Origin of the sequence: Paenibacillus sp. FSL R5-0473, from assembly GCF_038004565.1 — a bacterium.
GTDB classification, from domain to species: Bacteria; Bacillota; Bacilli; order Paenibacillales; family Paenibacillaceae; genus Paenibacillus; species Paenibacillus amylolyticus.
Window position 1 is genome coordinate 1,011,704 of record NZ_JBBORL010000001.1, and the last position, 23,144, is coordinate 1,034,847.

Genomic DNA, 23,144 nt, shown 5'->3' on the forward strand with positions numbered 1-23,144 from the left:
CTCAATAAGGAGGTGATTAGGTATGCATAATCGACTCATTGCAATCATTGGCGCAGGGGTGATGGGATGCGCCACAGCACTGGATGTCGCGAGGGCTGGTTATCGTGTAATTTTGCAGGATATTTCGGCGTCGGTCATCGAACACGCCCCTGATGTTATACGTCGTGAATATCGTTCAGCTTGCTTTCTGAAGCAAGGGTACGGTCAGGTGCCCCTGGATCAGATCATGGAACGGATCTCGTTCCAGACACAAGATGAAGGTGTGGAAGAGGCAAGTATCATTATTGAAAATGTAACCGAGAACCTGGAGTTGAAAAAGGAAGTTTATGCACGACTATCCCACAAGGTTCGTCCGGATGTTTTATTTGCGCTAAATACAAGCTGTATTTCCGTGACAAAGCTCGCTTCATTTTTGCCTGACCCAGGTCGAGTCATTGGGGTGCATCTGATGAATCCGGTTCCCGTTAAATCCATGGTGGAGGTGATCAAAGGACATCATACAACACAGGGTACTGAACATGAGATGGTAGCGTTTTTGGAAACTCTTGATAAAAGTCCAGTTGTCATAGAGGATCTGCCCGGGTTTGTCTCTAATCGCCTCTCGCACTTGTTAATGAATGAAGCGGCGTACATTGTACAGGATGGAATCGCTACACCCGAGCAGGTGGACGCCATTATGAAGAAGGGCTTCAATTATCAGATGGGGCCGCTGGAGACGGCGGATCTGATTGGTCTGGATACGGTCGTGCATTCATTGAAAGTATTGTACGACAGCTATCAGGATCCCAAATTCCGATGCTGTCCGATGTTGCAGAAAATGGTTGATGCAGGACAGTGGGGGCGGAAGACGGGTCAAGGTTTCTATGCCTACTAAGATGAAGGGTGGCATGACCATGGAAAAGCTCAAGGATATCAAGTGTATCGTTTGGGATCTGGACCACACCATATGGGATGGGGTTTTGCTTGAATCTGCAGATGTGCAACTGAAGCCGGGCTTAAAGGAGGTGATTGAAAAACTGGACCAGCGAGGTATTTTGCATTCTGTTGCCAGTAAAAATGATGCAGAGTTGGCTTGGGCGAAACTAAACGAACTGGGCATCGCCGAATATTTTCTGTATCCCGAGATCCATTGGGATGCAAAATCCGTCTCTGTTCAGCGGATTCAGCAGAACATTAATATCGGCATGGATGCCATTCTGTTTGTGGATGATCAACCTTTTGAACTGGAAGAAGTGCAAAGTGTACATGCTGACATCCAGGTACTTCATGCGGATCAATATGAAGCCATGCTTGATGACCCAAGGCTGATGCCCCGATTCATTACAGCCGACTCTGCGTGCAGAAGGCAGATGTATCAGGCGGATACGCTCCGTAAACAGGCTGAAGAACAGTATGCAGGACCTTCAGAACAATTTCTGGCTACGCTCGGCATGAAATTTTCCATCTACGAGGCTACTGAGGATGACCTTCAACGTGCAGAGGAACTTACCGTCCGTACCAATCAGCTAAATGCAACGGGAATTACCTACAGTTACGAGGAGCTGCATCAACTGATGACTTCGCAGGACCATATGTTATTGGTGTGTGAACTCGAAGACAAATACGGAACGTATGGCAAAATTGGGCTTGCACTAATTCACATGCAGCAGAAGGTATGGCGGCTAAACATGCTTCTGATGTCTTGCAGAGTGATGTCCAGGGGAGCAGGGAGTGTACTGCTAACGTATATCATGCGTGAAGCTCAGAAGCAGGGCAAACAGATGCTTGCGGACTTCAGGGATACCGGAAGGAACCGGATGATGAATATCAGCTACCGCTTTGCCGGTTTCAAGCAGCAATCTGCAGATCAGGAAGGAAGAGTACTGTTTCATCATGATTTACAGCAGGCTGTAGAGTTTCCAGACTACATTGAGGTTTTAGTGCCCGAGGGGCAACATCAATAACAAGGGGGAAGGGCAGTGGATTATCGTCAGGAAATTCGGGAGTTTATCGGGAACAACCTCACCATGGATCATGAGGACACTCAAATTAATGATAATGACAATTATTTTGAGCAGCGGTTCGTCAATTCGCTCTTTGCGATGCGTTTGGTGGACTTTGTAGAGCGTAGATTCCAGATTGAGATAGCAAATGAAGATCTGGATTTGGCTAATTTCTGCACGATTAACCGTTTGCATGATCTTATTGAGAGAAAGTTGACTGAGAAGGAGGCGGCACTATGATTACAGCTAATCAGGCATCCATTCGTCCAGTCACAAGTCCGGCAACCAGCCCGTCCAACAAATATATGTATTTGTTTTTGGGAATTTCCTTTGGCACATGTTATGGAATCGCAAGTTTGTTCATGTTCTTTGCGGATTTTATTGTACCCATAACAGGTGAGTTAACCTTGATGCATCCACTTGCGATCGTTGCTCTGTATTCACCTTCCATTGCCGGATTAATTACATGTTATGTGATGGGCGGAAAGGAAGCATTAAAAGGAATGTTTATGAAGCTGGTTCCGCGCAGACAGGACCTGTTCTGGATACCGCTCATTATTGGAATTTCCATCATCTTTGCATCAACAATGCACTTTGGTTCCTTGTTATTCGGCATACCGGTCCCTGAACTGACATATAGTGTACCTGAAATGATCTGGTTGGGGATTGTGAATCTGATCAAGGAGACGGGGCTGATTGGTGGGCTGTTTGGCTGGATCGGATTTTTGCTTCCATTCTTGCAAGGGAAGTTAAAAAATAATATAACAAGTGGTCTGATTACCGGCCTGTTGTTCGGATTATGGGTGCTTCCGGGATACTTGATTTCCTCTTTTGGCACCTCAACCACTTACATATACTACGTTGTTCAGCTTATGGCATTTATCGTGTTCCAAAGTTATATCTTCAATGCAACCAAAGGTACACTTCTGTTTTATCTGCTTGCATTCTGGCTTGTAGCTACAGGAAGTCAAATTGATTTGTACTACTTTAATCCGCAAGTTCAAATTATGCAATTTTTCTTTTTTGCAATATCGGCTATTGTCATCCATGTCATCTTCAAGCGTAAAAATGTGGATACTTCACTTCAGACATTTCCTGCATATGTTCTGGAAAGAAAGTAAGCCTGGTTATGGTGGTGGATAAGTGATGGAACCGATCTATTTGGAGCAACTACAAAAGGGGGAGGGAAACAGACAAATGGTCTGTTTTCCTTATCTCGGTGGCAACTCCAACAGTTTTCAGCCCCTAGTGCCGTACCTTCCTGACACGGAAATTTGGGCGTTTACGCCCCCGGGTCATGGTCTGAACACCGAAACACCTCTGGAGCATATGCAGCAACTCGTAGAACTGTATACCAGCAAGCTGCTGGATGTTATACAGCCCGGCAGTCTGTTATTTGGACATAGTCTGGGAGGGATTACAGCCTACTTCGTTGCGCAGCGCTTATGTCAGGAACGTCCAGATGTAGCTAAAACGCTACGGCTTGTGTTATCTGCCTGCAACACGCCTGACGAATGCGGGATGCAGAATTATGATCGGATGTCAGACGAAAATCTGATTGATCATCTGTTTTCCTATGAAGCGCTCCCGCAAGAACTGATACATGAAAAAGAATTATTGAATTATTTTCTGCCCGTCATTCGGGCGGATTTCAGGATGCTGGAATCTGCAGCAACGCTTGAATATGAGCCGCTCTCATTGCCGGTATTGTATCTGTGGGGAGAACGGGACCGTACCGTTACCCTTCAATCAGCGTTGAGATGGGGCCGATATTTTGGCACATCCATGAAGCTTCAAACCATCAAAGAGGGTGCTCATATGTTCATGATGCATCAACCTTCAACGGTGGCGCATTGTCTGACAAGCTTTATGACTCCAGCTAAATAGGAACAACTTGTAGATGAGAGGAGCCATGTTCGTTTATGCTGCTACGAATGCTGAGAAACGATATAACGAGAAAAAAAGGGATTACGGCTGCGTTATTTATTTTTGTACTGCTGGCCGCCTTGCTGGTATCTTCGGGGTCACGAATGATTATGGAACTGACGAGTTCCATCCAATATCTATTTTCTGAATCCAAAACACCACACTTTGTGCAAATGCATGCCGGAGAGATCGATCAAGCCAAAGTGAACACATGGGCTGAAGAAAATGCCATGGTCCAGCAGCATCAGATTGTGGAAATGGTCAACATTGACGGCTCTAATCTGTTTCTCGGAGCAGAGTCCGAAAAGAACAGTGTTATGGACATTGACTTTGTTACACAGAATCAGGGTTTCGACTATTTGTTGAATCTGGACAGTGAGATTATTCAGGTCAAAGATGGCGAGATCGCGGTTCCGGTATATTACATGCAGCAAAAAAAATTGAGCGTGGGCGACCAGGTTCGGATCGATAATGGTCAATTTGAGCGTTCTTACACCATCGTTGATTTTGTCCGTGATGCTCAGATGAATCCATCGGTTGTGCACTCCAAACGGTTTATCGTGAGTGCAGGGAATTTGCAAGAACTGAAGCAGAGCATCGGAGAGATGGAGTACCTCATTGAATTCCGGTTGACGGATCCCGGACTGACGAGTGAATTTACCCAGGCTTACCAAAATGCCGGACTTCCTAACGCGGGTCCAGTCGTAACCTATGGGCTGTTCCAGGTACTGAATGCCATGACCGACGGAGTTATTGCAGCTGTTATTATTCTGGTCAGTCTTGTGCTGATTCTGATTGCGATGCTTTGCATCCGATTCACGATGCTTGCGACCATCGAAGAGGATTATCGTGAGATTAGTGTCATGAAAGCGATTGGAATCGCAGAGAAGGATATTAAGAGACTGTATCTGATGAAGTATGTATTTATGGCGGGATTTGCATCCGTGCTTGGTTACATTGCATCACTTGGCGTTAACAGACTATTTGTTTCCAACATCATGTTGTATATGGGAAAAGCACCTGCAACCCTGTTGCATTTCGCGATTCCGTTATTAGCCGCTGGAATAATATTTGCCATGGTTGTTCTGTTCTGTCGAACGGTACTGCGGCGTTTTCGTTCCATCTCCGCGGTGGATGCTCTCCGTACCGGGAGCCTGGGAGATACACAGATCATTCGAAACCGGCTTAGTTTGTCCCGCAATCGCTGGTCTTCCGTACCTGTCTTTCTTGGTCTGAAGGAAGTCATACAGCGAATCAAGATGTTCCGATTATTGTTATTTGTCTTTGTAGTCAGTTCATTTATCATGATTGTGCCGGTCAACTTCCTGAACACTTTGCAGGCGCCAAGTTTTATCTCTTATATGGGTGTTGGACAAAGTGATATTCGTATTGACTTGAGGCACACAGACGATGTGGAGCAGCGTTATGACAATCTGGTTGCCCAGATCCAAAATGATAAAGACATCAAAACGTATTCCCCATTGGTAACAAGCCAGTTCAAGATTAAAAATGCGGAAGGAAGTTACGACAATCTGAGTGTAGAAACCGGGGATTTCAGTATTTTCCCATTGTCTTATGTTAGCGGTAATGCGCCAACAACCGAGAATGAAATTGCGTTATCTGATGCCAACAGTAGCGAGCTGCGCCTGAAGACTGGTGAGCAACTTACCTTGCTGGTTAATGGCAAGGACCAGATGATGACGGTCAGCGGAATATACCAGGACGTTACGAATGGTGGCAAAACGGCGAAGGCCTTATTGCCCTACAACAAGGATAGTGTGTTGTGGTATGTGGTCAGTTTGGATCTGAATAATCGCGGGGACATGGCTACCAAAATTGCTGAATATGAGGCGGCTTTCTCGCCAGCCAAAGTAACCGATCTTCAAGGTTATCTGGATCAGACGTTAGGCGGAACCATCCAACAATTGAAAATGGTGACGATGCTGGCCTTGGTCATCGGTGTCTTCATATCTATTTTAATTACAGCACTGTTCCTTCAGATGTTAGTAGCCAAGGACAACAACGACATTGCTGTACTAAGAAGTCTTGGGTTTGCCTTGTCTAAAATCAAGTTCAAGTATGTCGTGATGTCACTTGTCATATTAATCTTAGGGGTTGTTACTGGAACGATATTGTCCAATACGTTGGGTCCGTTGCTGGTTAGTGCCATTATGTCGACGTTTGGTGCTTCCAATATTGTTTTTGTTGTTGACCCGTTACAGGCATATGTTTTGTGTCCATTGTTACTTGCAGGCACGATTGTACTGACAGCATGGATTAGCATCCAATCGATCAAGGAAACGAGCATATCCAAAATGATTGTCGAATAGGGAGGATCAACGATGACAACTATACTTGAGGCTAAAGACGTGAATAAATCCGTAGCGATCGGCGAGAATGAAGAACATAACATCTTGAAAGATATCAACCTTCAATTAAAAAAGGGAGAATTTGTTTCCATCATGGGGCCATCTGGCTCAGGCAAGTCTACCTTACTGTACAACATAAGTGGTATGGATCAGATTAGTGCTGGAAGTGTCTATTTTAATGGCAAAAAAATATCGGCATTTGAGGAGAGGGATCTGGCAAGTCTACGTTTGACCAAGATGGGATTCATCTTTCAAAATATTCACTTGCTCAAGAATCTGAATCTATTGGACAATATCGTACTTTCCGCGTATCTGGCCAAGAATAGCAGCAGAGAAACGATTAATACACGGGCGATGTCATTAATGAAAAAAATGGGGATTGATGAGCTGGCTGGGCATAACATCACCCAGGCCTCAGGCGGACAGCTTCAACGGATTGCCATTTGCCGTGCGCTGATCAATAATCCAGATATTTTATTCGGCGATGAACCAACGGGGGCGCTGAATTCCAAATCAACGTATGAAATCATGGATATTCTGGGCGATATTAATGCAACAGGTACAACCATTCTGCTGGTGACCCATGATGTGAAAGTCGCTGCCAGATCGGAACGTGTATTGTTTATGATGGACGGTAAGCTGGTTGCAGACAGAAATATTGGAAAATATGCAAGAGAGCGTCAGGATCTAAAAACAAGGGAAAGCCATTTGGCGCAATGGTTGACTGAAATGGGGTTCTAAAAAAAGAACTCCATGACTACAATAGACCGACAGTCGGTCGAACGTATCGGAGGCCAGGATATGAGACTGATAAAAAACCCGGAAGAACGCAGGAACGAGATTTTGGATGCCGCCGAGATTCTGTTCATAACAAAGGGGTACACCAAAGCTACGGTCATGGATATCCTTCAGGCGTGCAACATTGCCAAGGGTACATTTTATTATTATTTTCAGTCCAAGGAAGAGGTTATGAACGCCATCGTTATGCGTTTTATTCTGAGTGGGGAGGCATCGGCCAGGCACGTGGTGTCCGATCCCAAACTGAATGCCCATGACAAAATTTTTCGCATCATGATGGCGCAGAATCAGCCTGACGGCAGAAAACATGATCTCATCGAGCAATTGCACAGTGTTCATAATGTGGAGATGCACCAAAAGAGTCTTGTAGAGACGGTAATTCGATTAAGTCCCATCTTGGCCGAGGTGGTAGAGCAGGGCATTCAGGAGGGGGTATTTCATACACCTAACCCAAAGGAATCCATCGAATTCCTGCTCGTATCGTCACAATTTTTGCTGGATCGAGGCATCTTTCAATGGGAGGAGGAAGAACTCCAAAAAAAGGTTGAAGCATTCACACATATTATGGAACGTGTGCTGGGAGCAGAACAAGGAAGCTTCGCCTACGTCACTCGTCTTTATTTTCCGAATCAAGGTTAGCCGAGAAAGGAGTATTATCCATGGAACATACCGTTCAAAAATCATTTAAAAAGTTTCTGGTCGTATGGTTTGGTCAGCTCATCTCCATGATTGGGATTGGACTTACAGCCTTCTCCCTGGGGGTGTATGCCTTCGAAAAAACGAATACGGCAACAAGTGTTGCATTGATTACCTTATTCACGTTTCTGCCGAATATCCTGCTTCGACCTATTGGAGGGGTACTGGCAGACCGATTCGACCGTCGAACGATGATGATTATCGGCGACCTGGGGTCGGCAGCCGGTTTGATTTTCATTCTGTCCATTATGCTCACAGGTGATATCCAATTATGGCATATCTATGTGGGAGTGGCCTTTAGTTCCGTGTTTTCCGCGTTGCAGAGCCCGGCATATAAGGCCTCTGCTACGGACCTGCTGGATAAGGAACAATTCTCGAAAGGAAGCGGTCTTGTACAACTGGCTGAATCCTCGAAGTTTCTGTTTTCACCGATCATTGCGGGCATTCTGCTTAGTATAACAACTATTGAAGTCATTCTGGTCATTAATATTCTGACATTCCTGATTGCCATTCTGGCTGTGCTGGTTATTCGGAAGAGCATGAAGGTGGAGCGAGAGGATCGAGAAGGAAAAAACTGGATCACCGATATTCAAGAGGGCTGGAGAGAAGTTGTAACCAACAAGGGAGTACTGTTGCTGGTGGTGATTATTTCACTTGTCACCTTTTATCTGGGATTCCTGGAGACACTCATTGGTCCGATGCTTCTGTCATTCACGGATGCAAAGACACTTGGAACGTTTCAGTCTGTTAGCGCCATCGGCATGCTGATTAGCAGCTTGTGCATCGGCATATTTACAATAACAAAGAGATACGCAAGTGTGCTTGTGATGGGTCTAATTTTGTGCGGCTTGTCTTTCTCGCTTCTGGGGATATCCACCAACATTTATTTTATTATCTTCGCAGGTTTTCTGTTCCTGTCATCGCTGCCGTTTGTCAATATGAGCGCAGATGTACTGGTGCGAAACAATATCGCCAACGATAAGCAGGGCAGGGTATGGGGAATCATTGGTATTCTGTCACAACTCGGGTTTATTATCGCGTACAGTTTGGCTGGTTTTCTGGCCGACCATGTGTTTAATCCGTTACTAATGGAGGGGGGAGCACTGGCTTCGTCTGTTGGTCAAATTATTGGAACTGGGCCAGGCAGAGGTATTGCCTTTCTGTTTATCATCGCGGGTCTGTTTGTTATTCTGATCGCAATAATCACATCCCGTTTGAAAATGATCAAATCTCTGGAGCAGAGCCCAGATATAGCGGCTCCATCCGATGTTGGCGGGTTGGCGCACGATTAATTCGAATCCAACAGCGTAAGCCCTTGTCCGCAGCAGTGTGTGATACTTCTTCTGTACGAAGAAGTTATTCACACGATGAGCAGACAAGGGCTTTTTTGTGCTGAGGAGTCAGAAGATGTACTTAGACAAGAGTGTTTGTGTATTTGGATTGTTCGGTGGAGCTTACCCTTTAACCGCCCCTGAAGTTAGTCCTCCTACAATATACTTTTGCCCAATGAGGAACACAATCAACACAGGCAATGATGTGAGCACGATATCGGCACTGACCAGATTCCACTGGGCACTGAATTGTCCAAAGAAGTTATATACAGCCAGCGTCATCGGCCACATCTCCACTGTATTCAACATATAGAGTGGGGCAGTAAACTCATTCCAGACACTCAGGAAATTAAGAACAAATACCGTTACCAGCACCGAGGTTAACAAAGGTACAATGATTCTCAGAAACAGTTTGATCCCATTACATCCGTCCATGATCGCGGCTTCATCCAGCTCCTTCGGGATGTTAGACACAAACGCATATGTAATGAACAGCGAGATTGGAATACCCATAGCCGTATAGAGCAGAATCATGCCGACATGTGAATTGATCATACCCATCGACTTCATCACTTCCATCAGCGGAATGTAGTTGAGTGGCAGCGTGATGCCAAGAATCAGGAAGAAGTACAGAAACTTGCTGAACCTCGAATGGTTACGGGATAACGTGAAGGCCGAGAAAGCCACAACAAACACCAATAGCAGGGAAGAAGCCCCGGAATGCAGCAGACTGTTGAAAAAGGAACCTCCCAAGTGTCCTTGTTCATAGACGATTTTGTAATTTTCGAAGATAAACTTCTCGGGCAGCGTCAGCTTCAGCACTTTGGCCTCGGCGTCCGACTTGAATGAATTCAGTACAATGACCACAAAAGGAATCAAGACCACCAGGCTAAGCAGCCAGGCGAGTGCATTTAACCCGATCGAAGCCAATCTTTTTCTCAATCGCATGTCAGTATTCCACCTTTCGGTTCATCAAACGAATGATGAAAAAGGAGATGATTGCCATGATGACAAACAGAATGGTAGATAGCGCACTCCCCAGTCCCCAATACCCTTTGGCAAAAGAGGAATAGACCGCCGTGTTAATCACATCTGTCGCGTTACCGGGGCCACCATTGGTTAACACGTATACGGCATCGAAAACTCTCAGCCCATATGTAATATTAAGCACCGTGGCGATGGTAATGGTAGGCATCAGCATCGGAATCGTAATTCGGAAAAGCTTCTGCCCGAACCCGGCGCCATCAATGGATGCTGCTTCGTAATAATCACGTGGAATCGCGAGCAGTCCGGCGATGAACAGCACCATGATGTACCCCATGCCTTTCCACGTATCCACTGCCATAATGGATGGCATGGCCCAGGTCAGGGAGCCCAGCCAGTTCTGGGCGAGAACGTCTAGTCCCATGGAACGCAGAGTTACGTTAACGAACCCGTTGTTTGGGTCGAGCAGACTTTTGAAAACAAGCCCAACAATCAGGAACGATAGCACCTGCGGGGAGAAAATGATCATCCGGTGCAGATTGGCGGCCTTTACACCGCTGACCAACAGTAGAGCCAGGAACAGGCCCAGAACCGTCTTGGCGATGGATGTAACGAGGGTGAACAGGACTGTGTTTTTGATAAAAAGCAGATAGGTCGGATCACCCGCCAGAATAGTACGGAAATGCTCCAGACCAATAAAGTTCTTCTCCGAACTATAACTGTTCCAGTCGGTGAAGGAATAATAGATGCCCAGCAGGGCGGGAGCGACAATGAACAGTAGATATAACACAATTGCTCCAGATGAGAAATACCAGGGATAGATTTTGTTTGCATTCATAATCCGTAACACCTTTCCTTCCTGCCAAAATACATGAGCGGGCAAATGCCCGCTGCATATAACGTTGTTCAGCGTTTATATTTATCTGAAATATGTGCTGTTACTGCCACTTCTCATCTTTCAACACTTTGGCTTGTTCAGCACGACGTTTATCAATATTTTGCAAAATCTGATCCGGTGTCATTGCTCCGGCGAACATACCTGACAAGTCCTTGCCAATATCCATCCATTGTGGATCAATGTATTTTACAGCGGCCTGCATAACCGTACCTTTTTCATGATCTTTCTCATAGTCGATGTAGTCCTGTGTCAGCTTTGGTTCGATTTCCGGCCAGCAGATCGTCAGGTTACCTTCACCTTCATCGAACACACGCTGCAGATGATCATGCTGGGTAATCCAGCGGAAGAATTTCAGCACTTCTTCGGGATGTTTACTGTTTTTGTTACCAAACATCGCAGCCGATCCGCCCGGGTTCACACCAATCGTCTGATTATCTCCCCATGGCATGACGAAGAATCCCATATTGTCTTCCATTGCCGGATACGCTTCGGACACTTCCTTTTCCGTCCCTGGAACCCGCAGCAACATCGCTGCTTTCTCCTGACCAAACGCCTCAATTCCCGCTTCTACCGTATTGGACAAGAAGTCTTTGCCGAAATAACCGAGATCCGCAAATTCTTTTAACTGTTCAATGACCGTCTTAAGCTGTGTCATATCTGCGACTTTCATCTCATTGTTGTTTAATTTCTCGTAGGTTCCCGCTGTTGTTTGCTCATAGTTAGGTCCCGTTTCGAACAAAGGCAGAACCTGATACCACCCGCTGGCAGGTGCCTGATAGAACGGAATAATGTCTTTATCCTTAATTTTCTGGCTGATAGCCTTGAATTCGGCATAGGATGTAGGAGGCTCTATGCCGAGCTCTTGGAAGATACGTTTGTTATAGTACACATACCAGATTTTCGTTGGTGCAAAAGAAACCCCATACACTTTGTCATTGTGACTGACAGTTGGCAAAATCTCTTCAGACATCCGACCTGTGAATTCCTCATTGGTTAGGTCAATGGCATTTTCCTCCGGTCTTACGTTAGCCGGCATGCTCAGTGGGCCCACATCGACATTGAAAATGTCAGGTGCTTCGCCAGAGGCCAGCTTCACCTTGATCAGGTCACGCCACTGTGCGTCAGGGACGACCTGGAAGTCAATTTTGACACCCGTCTCCTGCTCATATTCCTTGGCCATCGTCTGCATGATGCCTGTACGCGGAATACCGGATTGACTTGTTCCAAACGTGAGAGTCACCTTACCCGAACCTTCCGTACTTTTACCTGAGTTGCACCCGGCAAGCAGCAGAGTGGAGAGCAGGAGCACACTTACAAGCGAAAATAGAAATCGTTTTCTCATCATTGAACCTCCCGGAATATAAAGAAAATTGTCACTTGCCGAAACGCTTAATGTAAGCGTATTCTTATGTGGATAACTTTACTGTGAACAGCAGATGTGCTCAATAGACAAAAGCGTTCTGTTGGGTGGACATTTTCGAATGGTGTGACAGATATCATCATAGGACGAGGTGTGTGAGGATTGCGATATCGATTTGGAACGCTTCAGCAAAGTCTGTTTGCCTATTACTCTGCGGTATTTATTATCTTTTCGCTGATTGTGGCGGGGCTTCTGTATGTTTTTCTCGCAAGTGACATTCGTCAGCGAAGTGAAGAACAGCAGAGACAACTGAGTGTATCAATCGTCAGTAACCTGGATCAGGAAGTGGTGAAAATGAACAACTTTTCCATGAATATCGTGTACTCCAATCTGGTCAAAGAACACTTCAGTCACTACTTAGCACCAGCAGAAGGCAGTGAGCAGACAATGACGAGTGATCCAGCATTGTATAAGGATACAACCACACTAATTGATGTCATTCTCGCGATCATCAGCAGCTCCAATACAGCCAAGCAGGCCAATATCTATGACGTGAATGGCAAGATGTTGGGAGCGGGTGCATTCAACGGTCAACTGTCGGTAGACCTGACTCAGCGACCGTGGTACAAGGAAACCTGGGAGCGGAGTGGATGGCGGGTAATCCAACTGTTAGAGGGCGGAGCTTTGCCCATGCCAACAGGCGAGGGTAAATCAGATCAACCTTACATTTCCCTTACCCGGGTATACAAAGATGGCAACTATGTCAGCCAGGGTGTCGTTGAGATTTTGCAGGATGCCGGAACCCTGTTCCAGCATTTGAATGATTTGCAGACAAATAACGACGATCTTCGGATCTATGTAGTGGATGAACAAAATACACGGTTGTATCCACTTTCTTCGGATGCCGATGCTTCTCAAGCAGGCCATTTCGATGATGTGGACTTGATTCAAAATCTTTCATTTACGCCTGATACGATGCAGGAGATCACCGATCCTTTGAGTCAGTCCAAACAAATGATGACGTACATGACGTCACAGGAGACGGGATGGACCGTTATTGTCATGCAGTCCAAACAGTCCCTTTTCGCGAGTCTCAACCGGATGGCTGTGATGTTTATCGGTGCGACGTTAGCAACTCTCATGCTGATTCTGGTTCTCTCGTATCTGATCTCCAAACGGGTTACTTTGCCGCTACATCGTTTGCAGCGCATTATTCAGAAAACGGGTGAGAATGATCTGGTATCGGGACAGGAATCCGGTCAGTTGTTCAAGCTGGAGCATCCCGGTTCTATCCGGGAGATGGATGAGCTGAATGATACGTTTATCCGGCTGAATCAACAGCTTGTGCAATCGTTTCAGGACAGGCTGGCGATGAAATCTCAGGAGACAGAAGCGAGATTACTGGCGCTGCAATCCCAGATGAACCCGCATTTTCTCTATAACAACATCACTAATATTAGCATCATGGCGGAAGAGGGCATGAATGAGCAGATTGTCGCGTTCTGCGCCAATATTGCGTCTATGCTGCGTTATATTTCTACTCCGGGAAAGAATGGGGTTCCCCTGTCTCAAGAATTGGATTATTGTGAGCGATATCTGGAGTGTATGAAGATTAGGTTTGAGGATGATCTACACTACGGGTTTCATATTCCGGAAGAGATGAAGTATATCCAGGTTCCGATGCTGATGGTACAACCACTACTCGAAAATGCCATGAAATATGGACTGGGTGATACCCCGCCATGGAAACTGAATATTACTGGAGATATGGATGCGGCACAGCAGACCTGGCAGATCCACGTGGAAGACAACGGACCTGGCATGGAACCCGAGGCACTTGCCAAGATCATGCATTACATCGAACAGTCACAGGAGTGGGAGCGTATGCCTGACCTCGAAATCAACGGCATGGGACTCAAAAATATATGGGTCCGATTGAAATTATGGTATGGCACGGCAGCCCACATGCAGATTACGAACAAGCCTTCCGGCGGTGTCCAGATTACAATAGGTGGTTCCATTCGAAAGGAGCATGACCGAACCCGTGACAATCAAATATAGAACGATTATTGTGGAAGATGAAGCCCTGATTCGCCGGAATGTCTCGCGCAAATTCAGAGAGCTGGACACCCGGTTCGAGGTGATCGGTGAAGCGCGGAACGGTCAGGAAGCGTTACAGCTCATTGAACATTCCGTACCTGATCTGGTTGTAACTGATATACAGATGCCGGTAATGAATGGATTGGAACTCGCCAAACATCTGTACTTTGCCTATCCGCATGTGAAAATTGTCATTCTGAGTGGTTATCATGAATTCGAATATGCACGGCAGGCGATCAGTTACAAGGTGGAGGATTATCTGCTCAAACCATTATCGGAAGAACAGCTTCGTACACTGCTGGATGCGATGGAATTGAAGCTTGGGAGCGCTGTGGATTCGCTTGCGCATGTCAGTGCCGTGCTGGATGAGCAGGTGAAGCCGGAGGATATCGCAGAGGCCGTTAAGTTGTATTTGAAGCAGAATTACATGCATGAGATTACACTCCAGGACATGGCGGGACAGATGCATTTTAGTGTGGACTATCTGGGGAAGTGTTTTAAGAAAGTAACGGGTGAGACTCCGCTGAAATATATGACAGGTCTGCGGATTAATGAAGCAAAACGCATGCTCGTTACTCATGAGAATATGGATATCAAGACTATTGGTGGAGCGGTAGGGTATAGTGATTCCCACTATTTCAGCCGGATCTTCAAAAACAAAACGGGCATGTACCCTAGCGAGTACCGACTGCAATTGCAGGAACGAAAAAAAGCCCTGTCCATGGATGATGAGCACCATGTTGACTTGAGCTGATTACTGGGCCAGAGCTTCTTCGGTTATTTTGCGAATATCAAACGGGGAGCGGATACCTTCTTCGATCATGTCGGGGAGAATCTGTTCCAGGAAATACTGCACACAGTGGAGGTCGATATTTTTGATTTTGACCAAGGCATAACGGTACATAACGATAAATTCTTTCTCCGTATTGCCACGTTGGAGCTCAGCAAAGGCTTCATATACCTGATCCATCTTGTCTGCGACTTCGAGAATCAGTCCTTCAACCGATTGGTCTTTGCCCTCACGTAGCTGTCTGCGGAAAATAGGCTGGAACTCTTCAGGAATATTTTCATTAATAAAATGTTCAACCATGCCTTCTTCCACCTTTTGCAGCATTGAACGCAGCTCCAGTGAATAATGTTTGACTGGTGTTTTGATATCACCGATGAAGATTTCGCCATAATCATGACTGCTCGTAATTTCGTATAACTTCTTCCAATCGATGGTGGTTCCATGTTGCTCCTCAATATCTGCGAGCGTTTTGGCGTACTGTACCACTTTCCAGGAATGAGCGGATACGCTATGTTCTTCGAATTTGAATTTGCCAGGTGTACGAATAATACGTTCAAGATCGTTTAGTGACCTGAAGTACGTGTGAATTCCCATATAAGCGTTCATCCTTTGCTGGTTGAGTATAAGTGTGAGTATCCATCGACTATACGCCAGTTATGTCAACTGTGGATTAACGCGGATAGCGACGAAGGTAAAATGAAGTTTTAATTCTCTATAGAAGGACGAGAGGATGAATGGGAAGCGTGCGAGAGAGTAACAGCTTATCGACAAACAATAAAAAGCCACGATGTGTGACTGAACGTGAGTTCGGCATCCATCGTGGCTTCAGTGTGTAGATGTTGTGCTCTAGCGCTACATAAGTGCAGTTGAATCAAGAATTATGCTTTTTTACGTACCGGAGAAGTATACCAGTACGCCATTCCAACAAAGAGGGCACCGCCGATAATATTACCAAGCGTTACCGGAATCATGTTATGGAACCAGCCTGCCATCGTGATTGTATCCGGGTGGTTTGGCAGCAGCCAGGATAAAGAGAGTAAAGTCATATTGGCAACACTGTGCTCATAACCACTTGCGATAAATGCGTACAGACACCACCAGATAAGAACAAGTTTGGCGATATCTTCTTTAGAGCGAGCTGCCATCCAGATCGCCAGACAGACGAGCCAGTTACAGAGAATGCCGCGGAAGAACAACTCAGACACGGGCGCCGCCATCTTTTTGGCAGAGACAACGAATAACAGATGTTCCGGTGTGGCCGTTTTGAACAGGCCGCTACCGACAATGAGTAGACTTAATAGAATTGCGCCGAGCAGGTTACCAACAAAGACGAGCCCCCAGTTCTTCAGCGTTTCATTCACTGTGGTTCGGCCTGCCAGTGTACTCATGGTAAAGAACATATTGTTACCTGTAAACAGTTCCGATCCGGCAAAGATGACCAGCGTGAGCGCGAGTCCGAAGGACATGCCCATCAACATGGTTTGCAGTGGTGACTGTGCCGCTAGGAGCGGAGCACCAATACTGAAGATCAGAACGATGCCAAGCCCTACATAGGCACCAGCCATCAAGGCAGCAACCATATATCGTGACAGGCTTGCGTTCATTTGATCCCGTTTTTTAACCGCAGCTTCAATAATTCCCTCAACACTTGGTGTATACATCACGGTTTCCCCCATTATTTTGCATCAATCTTTGAACGTTTCGCTATATTTCGATCCAAACCTGGCCGTTCTCTACCTTTACCGGATACATCTGTACTTGACCGTTGTCCGGTGCTTGCACAAGACCTGTAGTCAGGTCAATTTTCCAATCATACAGCGGATCGTACAGATAATGCCCGGACACGATGCCTTCAGCCAGCGGCCCACCCTTAGGATGGGGGTTGTGATTATCCGCAGCGAAGATGGTACCATCCGATGCAAGAAAGACAGCAAGCTGATGATCCTTAATCTCAACTACTCTTCCGATTCGTGGCAGGAATTCTTCAACTACTCCGGCAGGGAAGTAGGTGCCTGATTGTTTTGTCGTCATCTTAAACCACTCCTTATCTATATTTAACATTCCGGCAGTATTAATCTGCAAGCTTACTTATGGACGAGCCGATACTTCGATTCCATGGAACATTTTGCTTTGGCCTTCTTCATTGCGAATCGCTTTTTGCCAAGGTTCTTCAACATGCTCAAGTGCAAATTCAATTCGCTGCATCAACGCTTTACGTTCCTCAAGGTTATCCACAACAACCGAACGAATATGCTCCAGACCCATGCGTTCCACCCACTCGGACGTCCGTTCCAGATAGTTACCTGTCTCGCGGTAATATTGCATGATGGCGCCGCACAGTTCAATCAACTCTTCATCCGTTTTCACTTTGCATAAGGGATCAGCCAGTCTTGCTTTAATACCGCCGTTACCGCCGATGAAGATCTCCCAGCCGCCGTCGTTACCAACGATACCGATATCTTTGGTACATGCTTCTGCACAGTTCCGCGGACAACCGTTGACAGCATATTTAAACTTGGCTGGCAGATCCAGACGTTCGAATTTACGTTCGATGCGAGCACCCATGGCCATGGAATCCTGTGTACCGAATCGGCAGAATTGGGAGCCGACACATGTTTTGACCGTACGCAGCGATTTGGCGTATGCATAACCTGAAGGCATATCCAGTTCAGCCCAGACTTTGGTCAGATCTTCTTTTTTAACACCAATCAAGTCGAGACGCTGACCGCCAGTCACTTTGACTGCTTTTACATCATATTTGACTGAAACGTCAGCGATGCGTTTGAGGTCCGCTGGTGTAGTCACCCCGCCGTACATCCGAGGTACAACCGTATACGTTCCATCTTTTTGAATATTCGCGTTCATCCGTTCGTTAACAAAACGAGATTCTTTCTCATCTTCGTGTGTGTCTGGTGCAATCATGCCAAGGTAGTAGTTGATCGCCGGACGACATTTGGAACAACCTTCTGGCTGACTCCAACCCAGTACATTCATGACCTCTTTGGTCGTTTGTAATCCTTTTTCACGAATCTCGGCTACGATTTCATCTCGACCCATGGAAGTACATCCGCAGATGCCCTGTTTGGTTCCAGTACTGAAACTGTCTCCAAGTACATATTGCAGAATCTGTTCCACAACCGGTTTACACCCACCGCAAGAGCGTGTTGCACCGGTACAGGCTTTGATTTCATCAACAGTGGTAAGGCCCTGGTTTGTAATTACATCAACAATGGCTCCTTTGGTTACCCCGTTACATCCACAGACGATCTCGTCCTCGGGCATCGTTTCAACAGAGGTTGCTTTCTTATGACCGCCGCAGCCTGTACCCATGAGTGAACCGTACAATTCCTCGGTCATTTCGGTTTGATTTTTAATCAGTTTCTGCAATTCGGCAGAATCCGTAATGTCACCGAAGAGAACAGCGCCGACCATTTTATTATCACGAAGCAGAATTTTTTTGTAGGTCCGTTTCCAGTCATCTTTGTGCGAAATGACGGTGTGCTCTGGGCTGTCGATGAATTCACCAGTTGAAAACACGTCCACACCCGAAATTTTCAATTTCGTGGATACAACTGAACCTTCATACGGAGCCGTTTCGACACCGCAGATATGTTTCGCCAGAATCATACCTTGTTCAAACAATGGGGCAACGAGGCCGTAACATACCCCGCGATGCTCTGTACATTCCCCGACCGAGTACACATTCTCAAGTGAAGTCTGCATATAGTCATTCACGACAATACCCCGGTTCACTTCCATACCGCTTTCGCGGGCTACAGCCGTATTGGGTTTAATGCCTACAGCCATGACAACAAAATCAACACTCAGTACAGAATCATCGGCAAAACGAATTCCTTCAACGCGTTCGCCGCCCAGCAGTTCGGAAGTCTGCGCACCCATCTTGAACCGGATACCCTGACGTTCGAGTTCTGCCTTCAACATGGATGAAGCTTGCGGATCAAGCTGACGCTCCATCAGATCTTCCATCAGATGCACTACGGTAACTTCCATGCCAAGTTGTACCAACCCTTTGGCAGCTTCAAGGCCTAGCAGTCCGCCCCCGATAACGGCCGCTCTTTTATACTGCTTAGCAGCTTCCAGCATGACATTGCAATCGGCGATATCGCGAAAACCAACAACACCCTCTTTGTCATGTCCCGGTACGGGGAGAATGAAGGAGTTGGAGCCTGTTGCAATGATGATTTTGTCATAAGGAACGCGAGTTCCATCTTCAGTCACAACTTCGTGTGTCTCGGCATCGATTCGTGTAACCGTTGTGCCTGTGTGCAGCGTAATGCCGTAATCTTCATACCAGTGAAGGTCGTTCAGCACGATATCGTCCAGTGTTTTGCTTCCTTCCAGTACATAAGACAACATAATGCGGTTGTAGTTAGGATAGGGCTCTGTGCCAAAAACGGTAATATCAAATCGCGTAGTTAATTTTAAAATTTGCTCAACGGTACTAATTCCTGCCATTCCGTTACCTATGATAACGAGTTTCTCTTTTTTTCCGTTCATGTGTGTATGCCTCCTTGGATAGACGCTGTACATTACCAACAATTTTAGTGGTTTATATTTGAAATTATACAAGTAGTTGACGATAGTTTATGTGATTTAATTCACTAATAAAGATAGAAGAGTCATAAATATAATAGTGTGAGCCCCATCACAGAAAGTTATATTTATTTTCATACAAATAAGAAATGCGAACTATTGTTCTTATTTTGTTTTCGTTGTAAAATCGGAACTGGGCCGTATTGTTCCCGATTTCTTCGAAAGGACGTTTTTGCATCATGATGGGAAGATCCCACCTTATTATCGGGACAGGCGTGTCGCTTTCTGTTCTGCAGTTGGCCGGTATGCCAGTGACCGCGCCAGCAGTTACGGTTGCTCTGATTGGTTCGTTATTGCCTGACATTGATGAGCCAAATTCGCTGCTGGTATCCAGAGCCTTGCCTAACAGTCTGATCAGGTTGTTACAGACGATTCTGTTGCCCACAGCTGTATTTGTGTACTTCTATGTTCATGCCAAACCATGGAACCTGTTGCTTGCGATCCTCATTGCGCTTGTGTCATTCCTGCCTTCGCGTTCGCTTCGCAAAGTGTTGATGTTTGCGATTGGACTTGGGCTGGTTTTCTATGGTCACGCGTTCGCACCGTGGAACTTGATTGCAGGCAGTTTGTTAATGCTCTGCACCACACTGACTCATAGGGGACTGACACATACCCTGTACGGAACCGCAATATGGGCGGGCTTGTTGTACAGCACGACCCAGCAGCAGGGACCGGAGATCTGGGTAGCGGGAGGCACGGCATATGCGATGCATCTGTTGGCCGATTCACTAACCAATCGGGGTATTCGTCCGTTACCACCGCTCAAGTGGCGAATACGGGTGAATCTGATGAGTACAGGGACCAAGCGTGGTGCCGTTGTAGAGAATGTCTGCATTGTGCTTACTCTTATTTTGGCCTGGATTGCATTCTCGCCATTATTTCTGTAATGACCAAATACCAGTCCTACATAAGGACTGGTATTTCTCTTATCTTATTTTACCTGTAAGCCATGAGAAGAGGGTTATGAGATCAAGTCGCTGTTGGAGTGCTGGATAAACTTTCAATATCGGAGGAGCCAAATACAAATAAAACAACAAGAATAAGCACAATTAACAGTTCGGCAAACCCGGTTCCATCAAACTCGGACATGATGTCCACCTCATTTCTTGGCCATTAAGAATTGATCCTCTGCTGAAATGCCTGTATAACATCATTAAGCGTCATATCGCCGCCAGTTTCATCCAGGAATTGTACCAGTTTGTCTGAATTGGAGGGTGTGACCTTTTGAAGTGTTTTATATTGACCAACCAATTCTACAACCAATGTAGCCTCACGAAACAACGTGACGGCATCCACTCTCAACTTTCCGCTCACCAATAGCGCCGCTACAATCAGTTCGAGATTTTTCCCTTTGAGGCTTCCATTAAGGAGGGTGTTAGCAGCGTTTGGTTTTTTGTTAGAACCTTTATTTGATTTTCCGTTCCTTCCCACTGCCATAACAGGTCCCCCACTGGTTGGTGTTTGGTTATTGATCTTCCATTATCGTATATCTTATGTGGCATTCTCCATAATGTTCGACCTATTAATCTAGTTGATTACAAAAAAAGAGACATCCCGGTCTGACGGGACATCTCTTTCAGGTACATCCTATTTAAGGACTTTCCGTTTAACCTTTACTACGCGTTATTAATTATGGTATTCATCGTTGTCCGATCAAGACCTTTGACCAGTTTCACGATCAGTTCTTTGGCCGCATCGTAGTCATCCGTATGAATGATGGAAGAAGAGGTATGGATATAACGTGCGCAGATACCAACAACTATTGATGGTACACCAATGCCACTCAGGTGAACTTGACCTGCATCGGTACCACCTGGTGAGATGAAATACTGCATTTTAACCTGATTGGATGAAGCCGTATCTTGAACATATTCCACCATTCCGCGATGGGTGAACATACCCGGGTCAAAAATACGAAGCAATGCGCCTTCTCCAATATGTCCAAATGACTGTTTGTCACCTGTCATATCATTCGCCGCGCTACAGTCCAGTGCAAAGAAGATATCAGGCTGAATCAGATTGGCCGCCGTACGTGCACCGCGAAGCCCCAGTTCTTCCTGAACCGTTGCACCAGCATAAAGCGTGTTAGGCAGTTTTTCCTTGTGCAGCGCTTCAACCAGTTCAAGTGCAAGTCCTACGCCGTAACGATTATCCCACGCTTTAGCCATAATTTTCTTCGGGTTCGCCATCGGAGTGAATTCACAGATCGGTACGATCTGCATACCTGGGTGGATGCCCCAAGATTCTGCTTCCGCACGGTTGTCTGCTCCAATATCGAGATACATGGAATTCAGATCAACAGGTTTGTTCCGCTGGGACTCGTCCAGCAAGTGTGTAGGAGTAGAACCTACAACTCCGGTAATGCGGCGATCAGGTGTGATGATTTCCAGTCGCTGAGACATTACAGCCTGACTCCACCATCCACCTAGTGGACGGAATTTGACCATACCCGTTTCCGTAATGCCTGTAGTCATGAAACCAACTTCATCAAAGTGTCCGGCTACCATAACTTTAGGACCGGATTCCTCCCCGCGTAATACACCAAATAGACTCCCCAGGCGATCCTGGACGAACTCATCGGTATAAGCGGAAAGCTTATCTTTCATCCAACCGCGAAGCTCACGTTCAAAACCGGATGCGGAAGGAAATTCCGTCAACGTACGAAACATATCCATCGTTTTTTCATTCATGTGTCAACAACTCCTCTGTTGGTATGTATTTCAGGTCACAGTAGAACGGCTACCCGCCTGTTGTCCTTTTAAGATGTAGTTCATAAAGTCCACTTTTGATTACGAATCATGCCTAACGGCATGATCAGCATCGAATATGAAATTCAGCCGAAATGTCCGTTGCTCACGTAGTTTTCCTACGCTCCGCTACTCCATTTCTATCTTCATCCCATCTTCTTGGTACTGAAAACTAGACTTTTTGAACATGCACTTTAATATGCTGAGGACTTGTTATTTAACCACTGGTCACATTACAGTATGAACCTTGCGCAAGTGATTGTCCATGTTTATGTCACGTATTTAAGGCATATTTTGGGCGCTTACCGTGTCCAAGTTTCATGACTCTATCCGCTGTAGTCGCAGTCCTGATGCCACTTCAATGAATATGAATATATGGAGGAGATGTCATCATTTTGTGAAGTTCTTTATTTCAATATTTGTTTGTCTGTTTACAGGAAGGAGCTAAATATCCAATGAAGCCTCCAGAAGAGGGCACGGAAAAAGTACTGTTTATCGTTCTTTTTATCTTGCTCGTGATTGTTCTTCTTTATTTATAGACGTCTCTAA

General features: G+C 46.0%; 21 protein-coding genes. 12 read left to right on the forward strand and 9 right to left on the reverse strand.

Annotated elements, in window-relative coordinates; genetic code table 11:
* Positions 1 to 22: 22 nt before the first annotated feature.
* The 9 genes from MKY28_RS04340 to MKY28_RS04380 are packed head-to-tail and all read left to right on the forward strand — an operon-like array spanning position 23 to position 9,063.
* A complete protein-coding gene (locus MKY28_RS04340) occupies positions 23 to 874 on the forward strand; it encodes a 3-hydroxyacyl-CoA dehydrogenase family protein (protein ID WP_047843827.1) in 852 nt (283 codons plus the stop codon).
* Positions 864 to 1,943: an HAD-IIIC family phosphatase gene (locus tag MKY28_RS04345; protein ID WP_445670883.1), complete on the forward strand. Its 1,080-nt coding sequence runs from the start codon at positions 864 to 866 to the stop codon at positions 1,941 to 1,943. Before MKY28_RS04340 ends, MKY28_RS04345 begins: the two co-directional genes overlap by 11 nt.
* Positions 1,944 to 1,958: 15 nt before the next feature.
* Complete coding sequence (locus MKY28_RS04350) at positions 1,959 to 2,222, forward strand: acyl carrier protein (RefSeq protein WP_017687156.1); 264 nt, start codon at positions 1,959 to 1,961, stop codon at positions 2,220 to 2,222.
* A complete protein-coding gene (locus tag MKY28_RS04355; protein ID WP_017687157.1) occupies positions 2,219 to 3,103 on the forward strand; it encodes a hypothetical protein in 885 nt (294 codons plus the stop codon). Before MKY28_RS04350 ends, MKY28_RS04355 begins: the two co-directional genes overlap by 4 nt.
* 25 nt (positions 3,104 to 3,128) lie before the next feature.
* Positions 3,129 to 3,869, forward strand: coding sequence for a thioesterase II family protein (locus MKY28_RS04360; protein WP_340028803.1), 741 nt, complete (start codon positions 3,129 to 3,131; stop codon positions 3,867 to 3,869).
* A gap of 35 nt (positions 3,870 to 3,904) precedes the next feature.
* Positions 3,905 to 6,238: an ABC transporter permease gene (locus tag MKY28_RS04365; RefSeq protein WP_340028804.1), complete on the forward strand. Its 2,334-nt coding sequence runs from the start codon at positions 3,905 to 3,907 to the stop codon at positions 6,236 to 6,238.
* A gap of 12 nt (positions 6,239 to 6,250) precedes the next feature.
* Positions 6,251 to 7,018 carry an ABC transporter ATP-binding protein gene (locus MKY28_RS04370; RefSeq protein ID WP_047843824.1) on the forward strand — a complete coding sequence of 256 codons (768 nt, stop codon included), beginning with the start codon at positions 6,251 to 6,253 and terminating at the stop codon, positions 7,016 to 7,018.
* A 60-nt stretch (positions 7,019 to 7,078) separates the two neighbouring features.
* Positions 7,079 to 7,714, forward strand: a complete 636-nt coding sequence (locus MKY28_RS04375) for a TetR/AcrR family transcriptional regulator (RefSeq protein WP_036615194.1) — start codon at positions 7,079 to 7,081, stop codon at positions 7,712 to 7,714.
* 20 nt (positions 7,715 to 7,734) lie between these two features.
* Positions 7,735 to 9,063 carry an MFS transporter gene (locus MKY28_RS04380; protein ID WP_340028805.1) on the forward strand — a complete coding sequence of 443 codons (1,329 nt, stop codon included), beginning with the start codon at positions 7,735 to 7,737 and terminating at the stop codon, positions 9,061 to 9,063.
* Positions 9,064 to 9,225: 162 nt separating this feature from the next.
* Here MKY28_RS04380 and MKY28_RS04385 read toward each other — a convergent pair whose 3' ends face one another.
* The 3 genes from MKY28_RS04385 to MKY28_RS04395 all read right to left on the reverse strand — a co-directional run bounded on the left by MKY28_RS04385 (position 9,226) and on the right by MKY28_RS04395 (position 12,326).
* Positions 9,226 to 10,050, reverse strand: coding sequence for a carbohydrate ABC transporter permease (locus tag MKY28_RS04385; RefSeq protein ID WP_340018004.1), 825 nt, complete (start codon positions 10,048 to 10,050; stop codon positions 9,226 to 9,228).
* A 1-nt stretch (position 10,051) separates the two neighbouring features.
* The gene (locus MKY28_RS04390; protein WP_017687164.1) at positions 10,052 to 10,924 is read right to left on the reverse strand and encodes a carbohydrate ABC transporter permease; all 873 of its coding nucleotides are present in this window, start codon (positions 10,922 to 10,924) and stop codon (positions 10,052 to 10,054) included.
* Between the two features lie 100 nt (positions 10,925 to 11,024).
* Positions 11,025 to 12,326: an ABC transporter substrate-binding protein gene (locus MKY28_RS04395; RefSeq protein WP_340935120.1), complete on the reverse strand. Its 1,302-nt coding sequence runs from the start codon at positions 12,324 to 12,326 to the stop codon at positions 11,025 to 11,027.
* Positions 12,327 to 12,506: 180 nt separating this feature from the next.
* Here MKY28_RS04395 and MKY28_RS04400 point away from each other — a divergent pair, with 180 nt between their 5' ends.
* A complete protein-coding gene (locus tag MKY28_RS04400) occupies positions 12,507 to 14,405 on the forward strand; it encodes a cache domain-containing sensor histidine kinase (RefSeq protein ID WP_340935122.1) in 1,899 nt (632 codons plus the stop codon).
* Positions 14,389 to 15,198, forward strand: a complete 810-nt coding sequence (locus MKY28_RS04405) for a response regulator transcription factor (RefSeq protein ID WP_036668535.1) — start codon at positions 14,389 to 14,391, stop codon at positions 15,196 to 15,198. Before MKY28_RS04400 ends, MKY28_RS04405 begins: the two co-directional genes overlap by 17 nt.
* Here the strand turns inward: MKY28_RS04405 and MKY28_RS04410 are convergent, their stop codons facing one another.
* The 4 genes from MKY28_RS04410 to nirB form a co-directional block, all read right to left on the reverse strand.
* A complete protein-coding gene (locus tag MKY28_RS04410; protein ID WP_074095934.1) occupies positions 15,199 to 15,828 on the reverse strand; it encodes a YfbR-like 5'-deoxynucleotidase in 630 nt (209 codons plus the stop codon).
* A gap of 284 nt (positions 15,829 to 16,112) precedes the next feature.
* Positions 16,113 to 16,895, reverse strand: coding sequence for a formate/nitrite transporter family protein (locus MKY28_RS04415; protein ID WP_076318837.1), 783 nt, complete (start codon positions 16,893 to 16,895; stop codon positions 16,113 to 16,115).
* A 43-nt stretch (positions 16,896 to 16,938) separates the two neighbouring features.
* Positions 16,939 to 17,265, reverse strand: a complete 327-nt coding sequence (gene nirD / locus MKY28_RS04420; RefSeq protein ID WP_076254401.1) for a nitrite reductase small subunit NirD — start codon at positions 17,263 to 17,265, stop codon at positions 16,939 to 16,941.
* Between the two features lie 57 nt (positions 17,266 to 17,322).
* Positions 17,323 to 19,752: a nitrite reductase large subunit NirB gene (nirB, locus tag MKY28_RS04425; RefSeq protein WP_340935125.1), complete on the reverse strand. Its 2,430-nt coding sequence runs from the start codon at positions 19,750 to 19,752 to the stop codon at positions 17,323 to 17,325.
* 275 nt (positions 19,753 to 20,027) lie between these two features.
* Between nirB and MKY28_RS04430 the strand changes: the two genes are divergently transcribed.
* Positions 20,028 to 20,735: a metal-dependent hydrolase gene (locus tag MKY28_RS04430; protein WP_036615169.1), complete on the forward strand. Its 708-nt coding sequence runs from the start codon at positions 20,028 to 20,030 to the stop codon at positions 20,733 to 20,735.
* 226 nt (positions 20,736 to 20,961) lie between these two features.
* Here MKY28_RS04430 and MKY28_RS04435 read toward each other — a convergent pair whose 3' ends face one another.
* Positions 20,962 to 21,285 (reverse strand): hypothetical protein, encoded by a 324-nt coding sequence (locus MKY28_RS04435; protein WP_074095924.1) that lies wholly within the window; start codon positions 21,283 to 21,285, stop codon positions 20,962 to 20,964.
* 179 nt (positions 21,286 to 21,464) lie between these two features.
* Positions 21,465 to 22,538, reverse strand: a complete 1,074-nt coding sequence (locus MKY28_RS04440) for a M42 family metallopeptidase (RefSeq protein WP_340935127.1) — start codon at positions 22,536 to 22,538, stop codon at positions 21,465 to 21,467.
* Positions 22,539 to 23,144 lie beyond the last annotated feature (606 nt).

What these genes read in the sequence shown, in the direction of transcription:
- MKY28_RS04340 (WP_047843827.1), top strand. Translation starts at nt 23, where the DNA reads ATGCATAATCGACTCATTGCAATCATTGGCGCAGGGGTGATGGGATGC.
- MKY28_RS04345 (WP_445670883.1), top strand. Translation starts at nt 864, where the DNA reads ATGCCTACTAAGATGAAGGGTGGCATGACCATGGAAAAGCTCAAGGAT.
- MKY28_RS04355 (WP_017687157.1), top strand. Translation starts at nt 2,219, where the DNA reads ATGATTACAGCTAATCAGGCATCCATTCGTCCAGTCACAAGTCCGGCA.
- MKY28_RS04360 (WP_340028803.1), top strand. Translation starts at nt 3,129, where the DNA reads ATGGAACCGATCTATTTGGAGCAACTACAAAAGGGGGAGGGAAACAGA.
- MKY28_RS04365 (WP_340028804.1), top strand. Translation starts at nt 3,905, where the DNA reads ATGCTGCTACGAATGCTGAGAAACGATATAACGAGAAAAAAAGGGATT.
- MKY28_RS04370 (WP_047843824.1), top strand. Translation starts at nt 6,251, where the DNA reads ATGACAACTATACTTGAGGCTAAAGACGTGAATAAATCCGTAGCGATC.
- MKY28_RS04375 (WP_036615194.1), top strand. Translation starts at nt 7,079, where the DNA reads ATGAGACTGATAAAAAACCCGGAAGAACGCAGGAACGAGATTTTGGAT.
- MKY28_RS04380 (WP_340028805.1), top strand. Translation starts at nt 7,735, where the DNA reads ATGGAACATACCGTTCAAAAATCATTTAAAAAGTTTCTGGTCGTATGG.
- MKY28_RS04385 (WP_340018004.1), bottom strand. Translation starts at nt 10,050, where the DNA reads ATGCGATTGAGAAAAAGATTGGCTTCGATCGGGTTAAATGCACTCGCC.
- MKY28_RS04390 (WP_017687164.1), bottom strand. Translation starts at nt 10,924, where the DNA reads ATGAATGCAAACAAAATCTATCCCTGGTATTTCTCATCTGGAGCAATT.
- MKY28_RS04395 (WP_340935120.1), bottom strand. Translation starts at nt 12,326, where the DNA reads ATGAGAAAACGATTTCTATTTTCGCTTGTAAGTGTGCTCCTGCTCTCC.
- MKY28_RS04410 (WP_074095934.1), bottom strand. Translation starts at nt 15,828, where the DNA reads ATGGGAATTCACACGTACTTCAGGTCACTAAACGATCTTGAACGTATT.
- MKY28_RS04415 (WP_076318837.1), bottom strand. Translation starts at nt 16,895, where the DNA reads ATGTATACACCAAGTGTTGAGGGAATTATTGAAGCTGCGGTTAAAAAA.
- nirD (WP_076254401.1), bottom strand. Translation starts at nt 17,265, where the DNA reads ATGACGACAAAACAATCAGGCACCTACTTCCCTGCCGGAGTAGTTGAA.
- nirB (WP_340935125.1), bottom strand. Translation starts at nt 19,752, where the DNA reads ATGAACGGAAAAAAAGAGAAACTCGTTATCATAGGTAACGGAATGGCA.
- MKY28_RS04430 (WP_036615169.1), top strand. Translation starts at nt 20,028, where the DNA reads ATGATGGGAAGATCCCACCTTATTATCGGGACAGGCGTGTCGCTTTCT.
- MKY28_RS04435 (WP_074095924.1), bottom strand. Translation starts at nt 21,285, where the DNA reads ATGGCAGTGGGAAGGAACGGAAAATCAAATAAAGGTTCTAACAAAAAA.
- MKY28_RS04440 (WP_340935127.1), bottom strand. Translation starts at nt 22,538, where the DNA reads ATGAATGAAAAAACGATGGATATGTTTCGTACGTTGACGGAATTTCCT.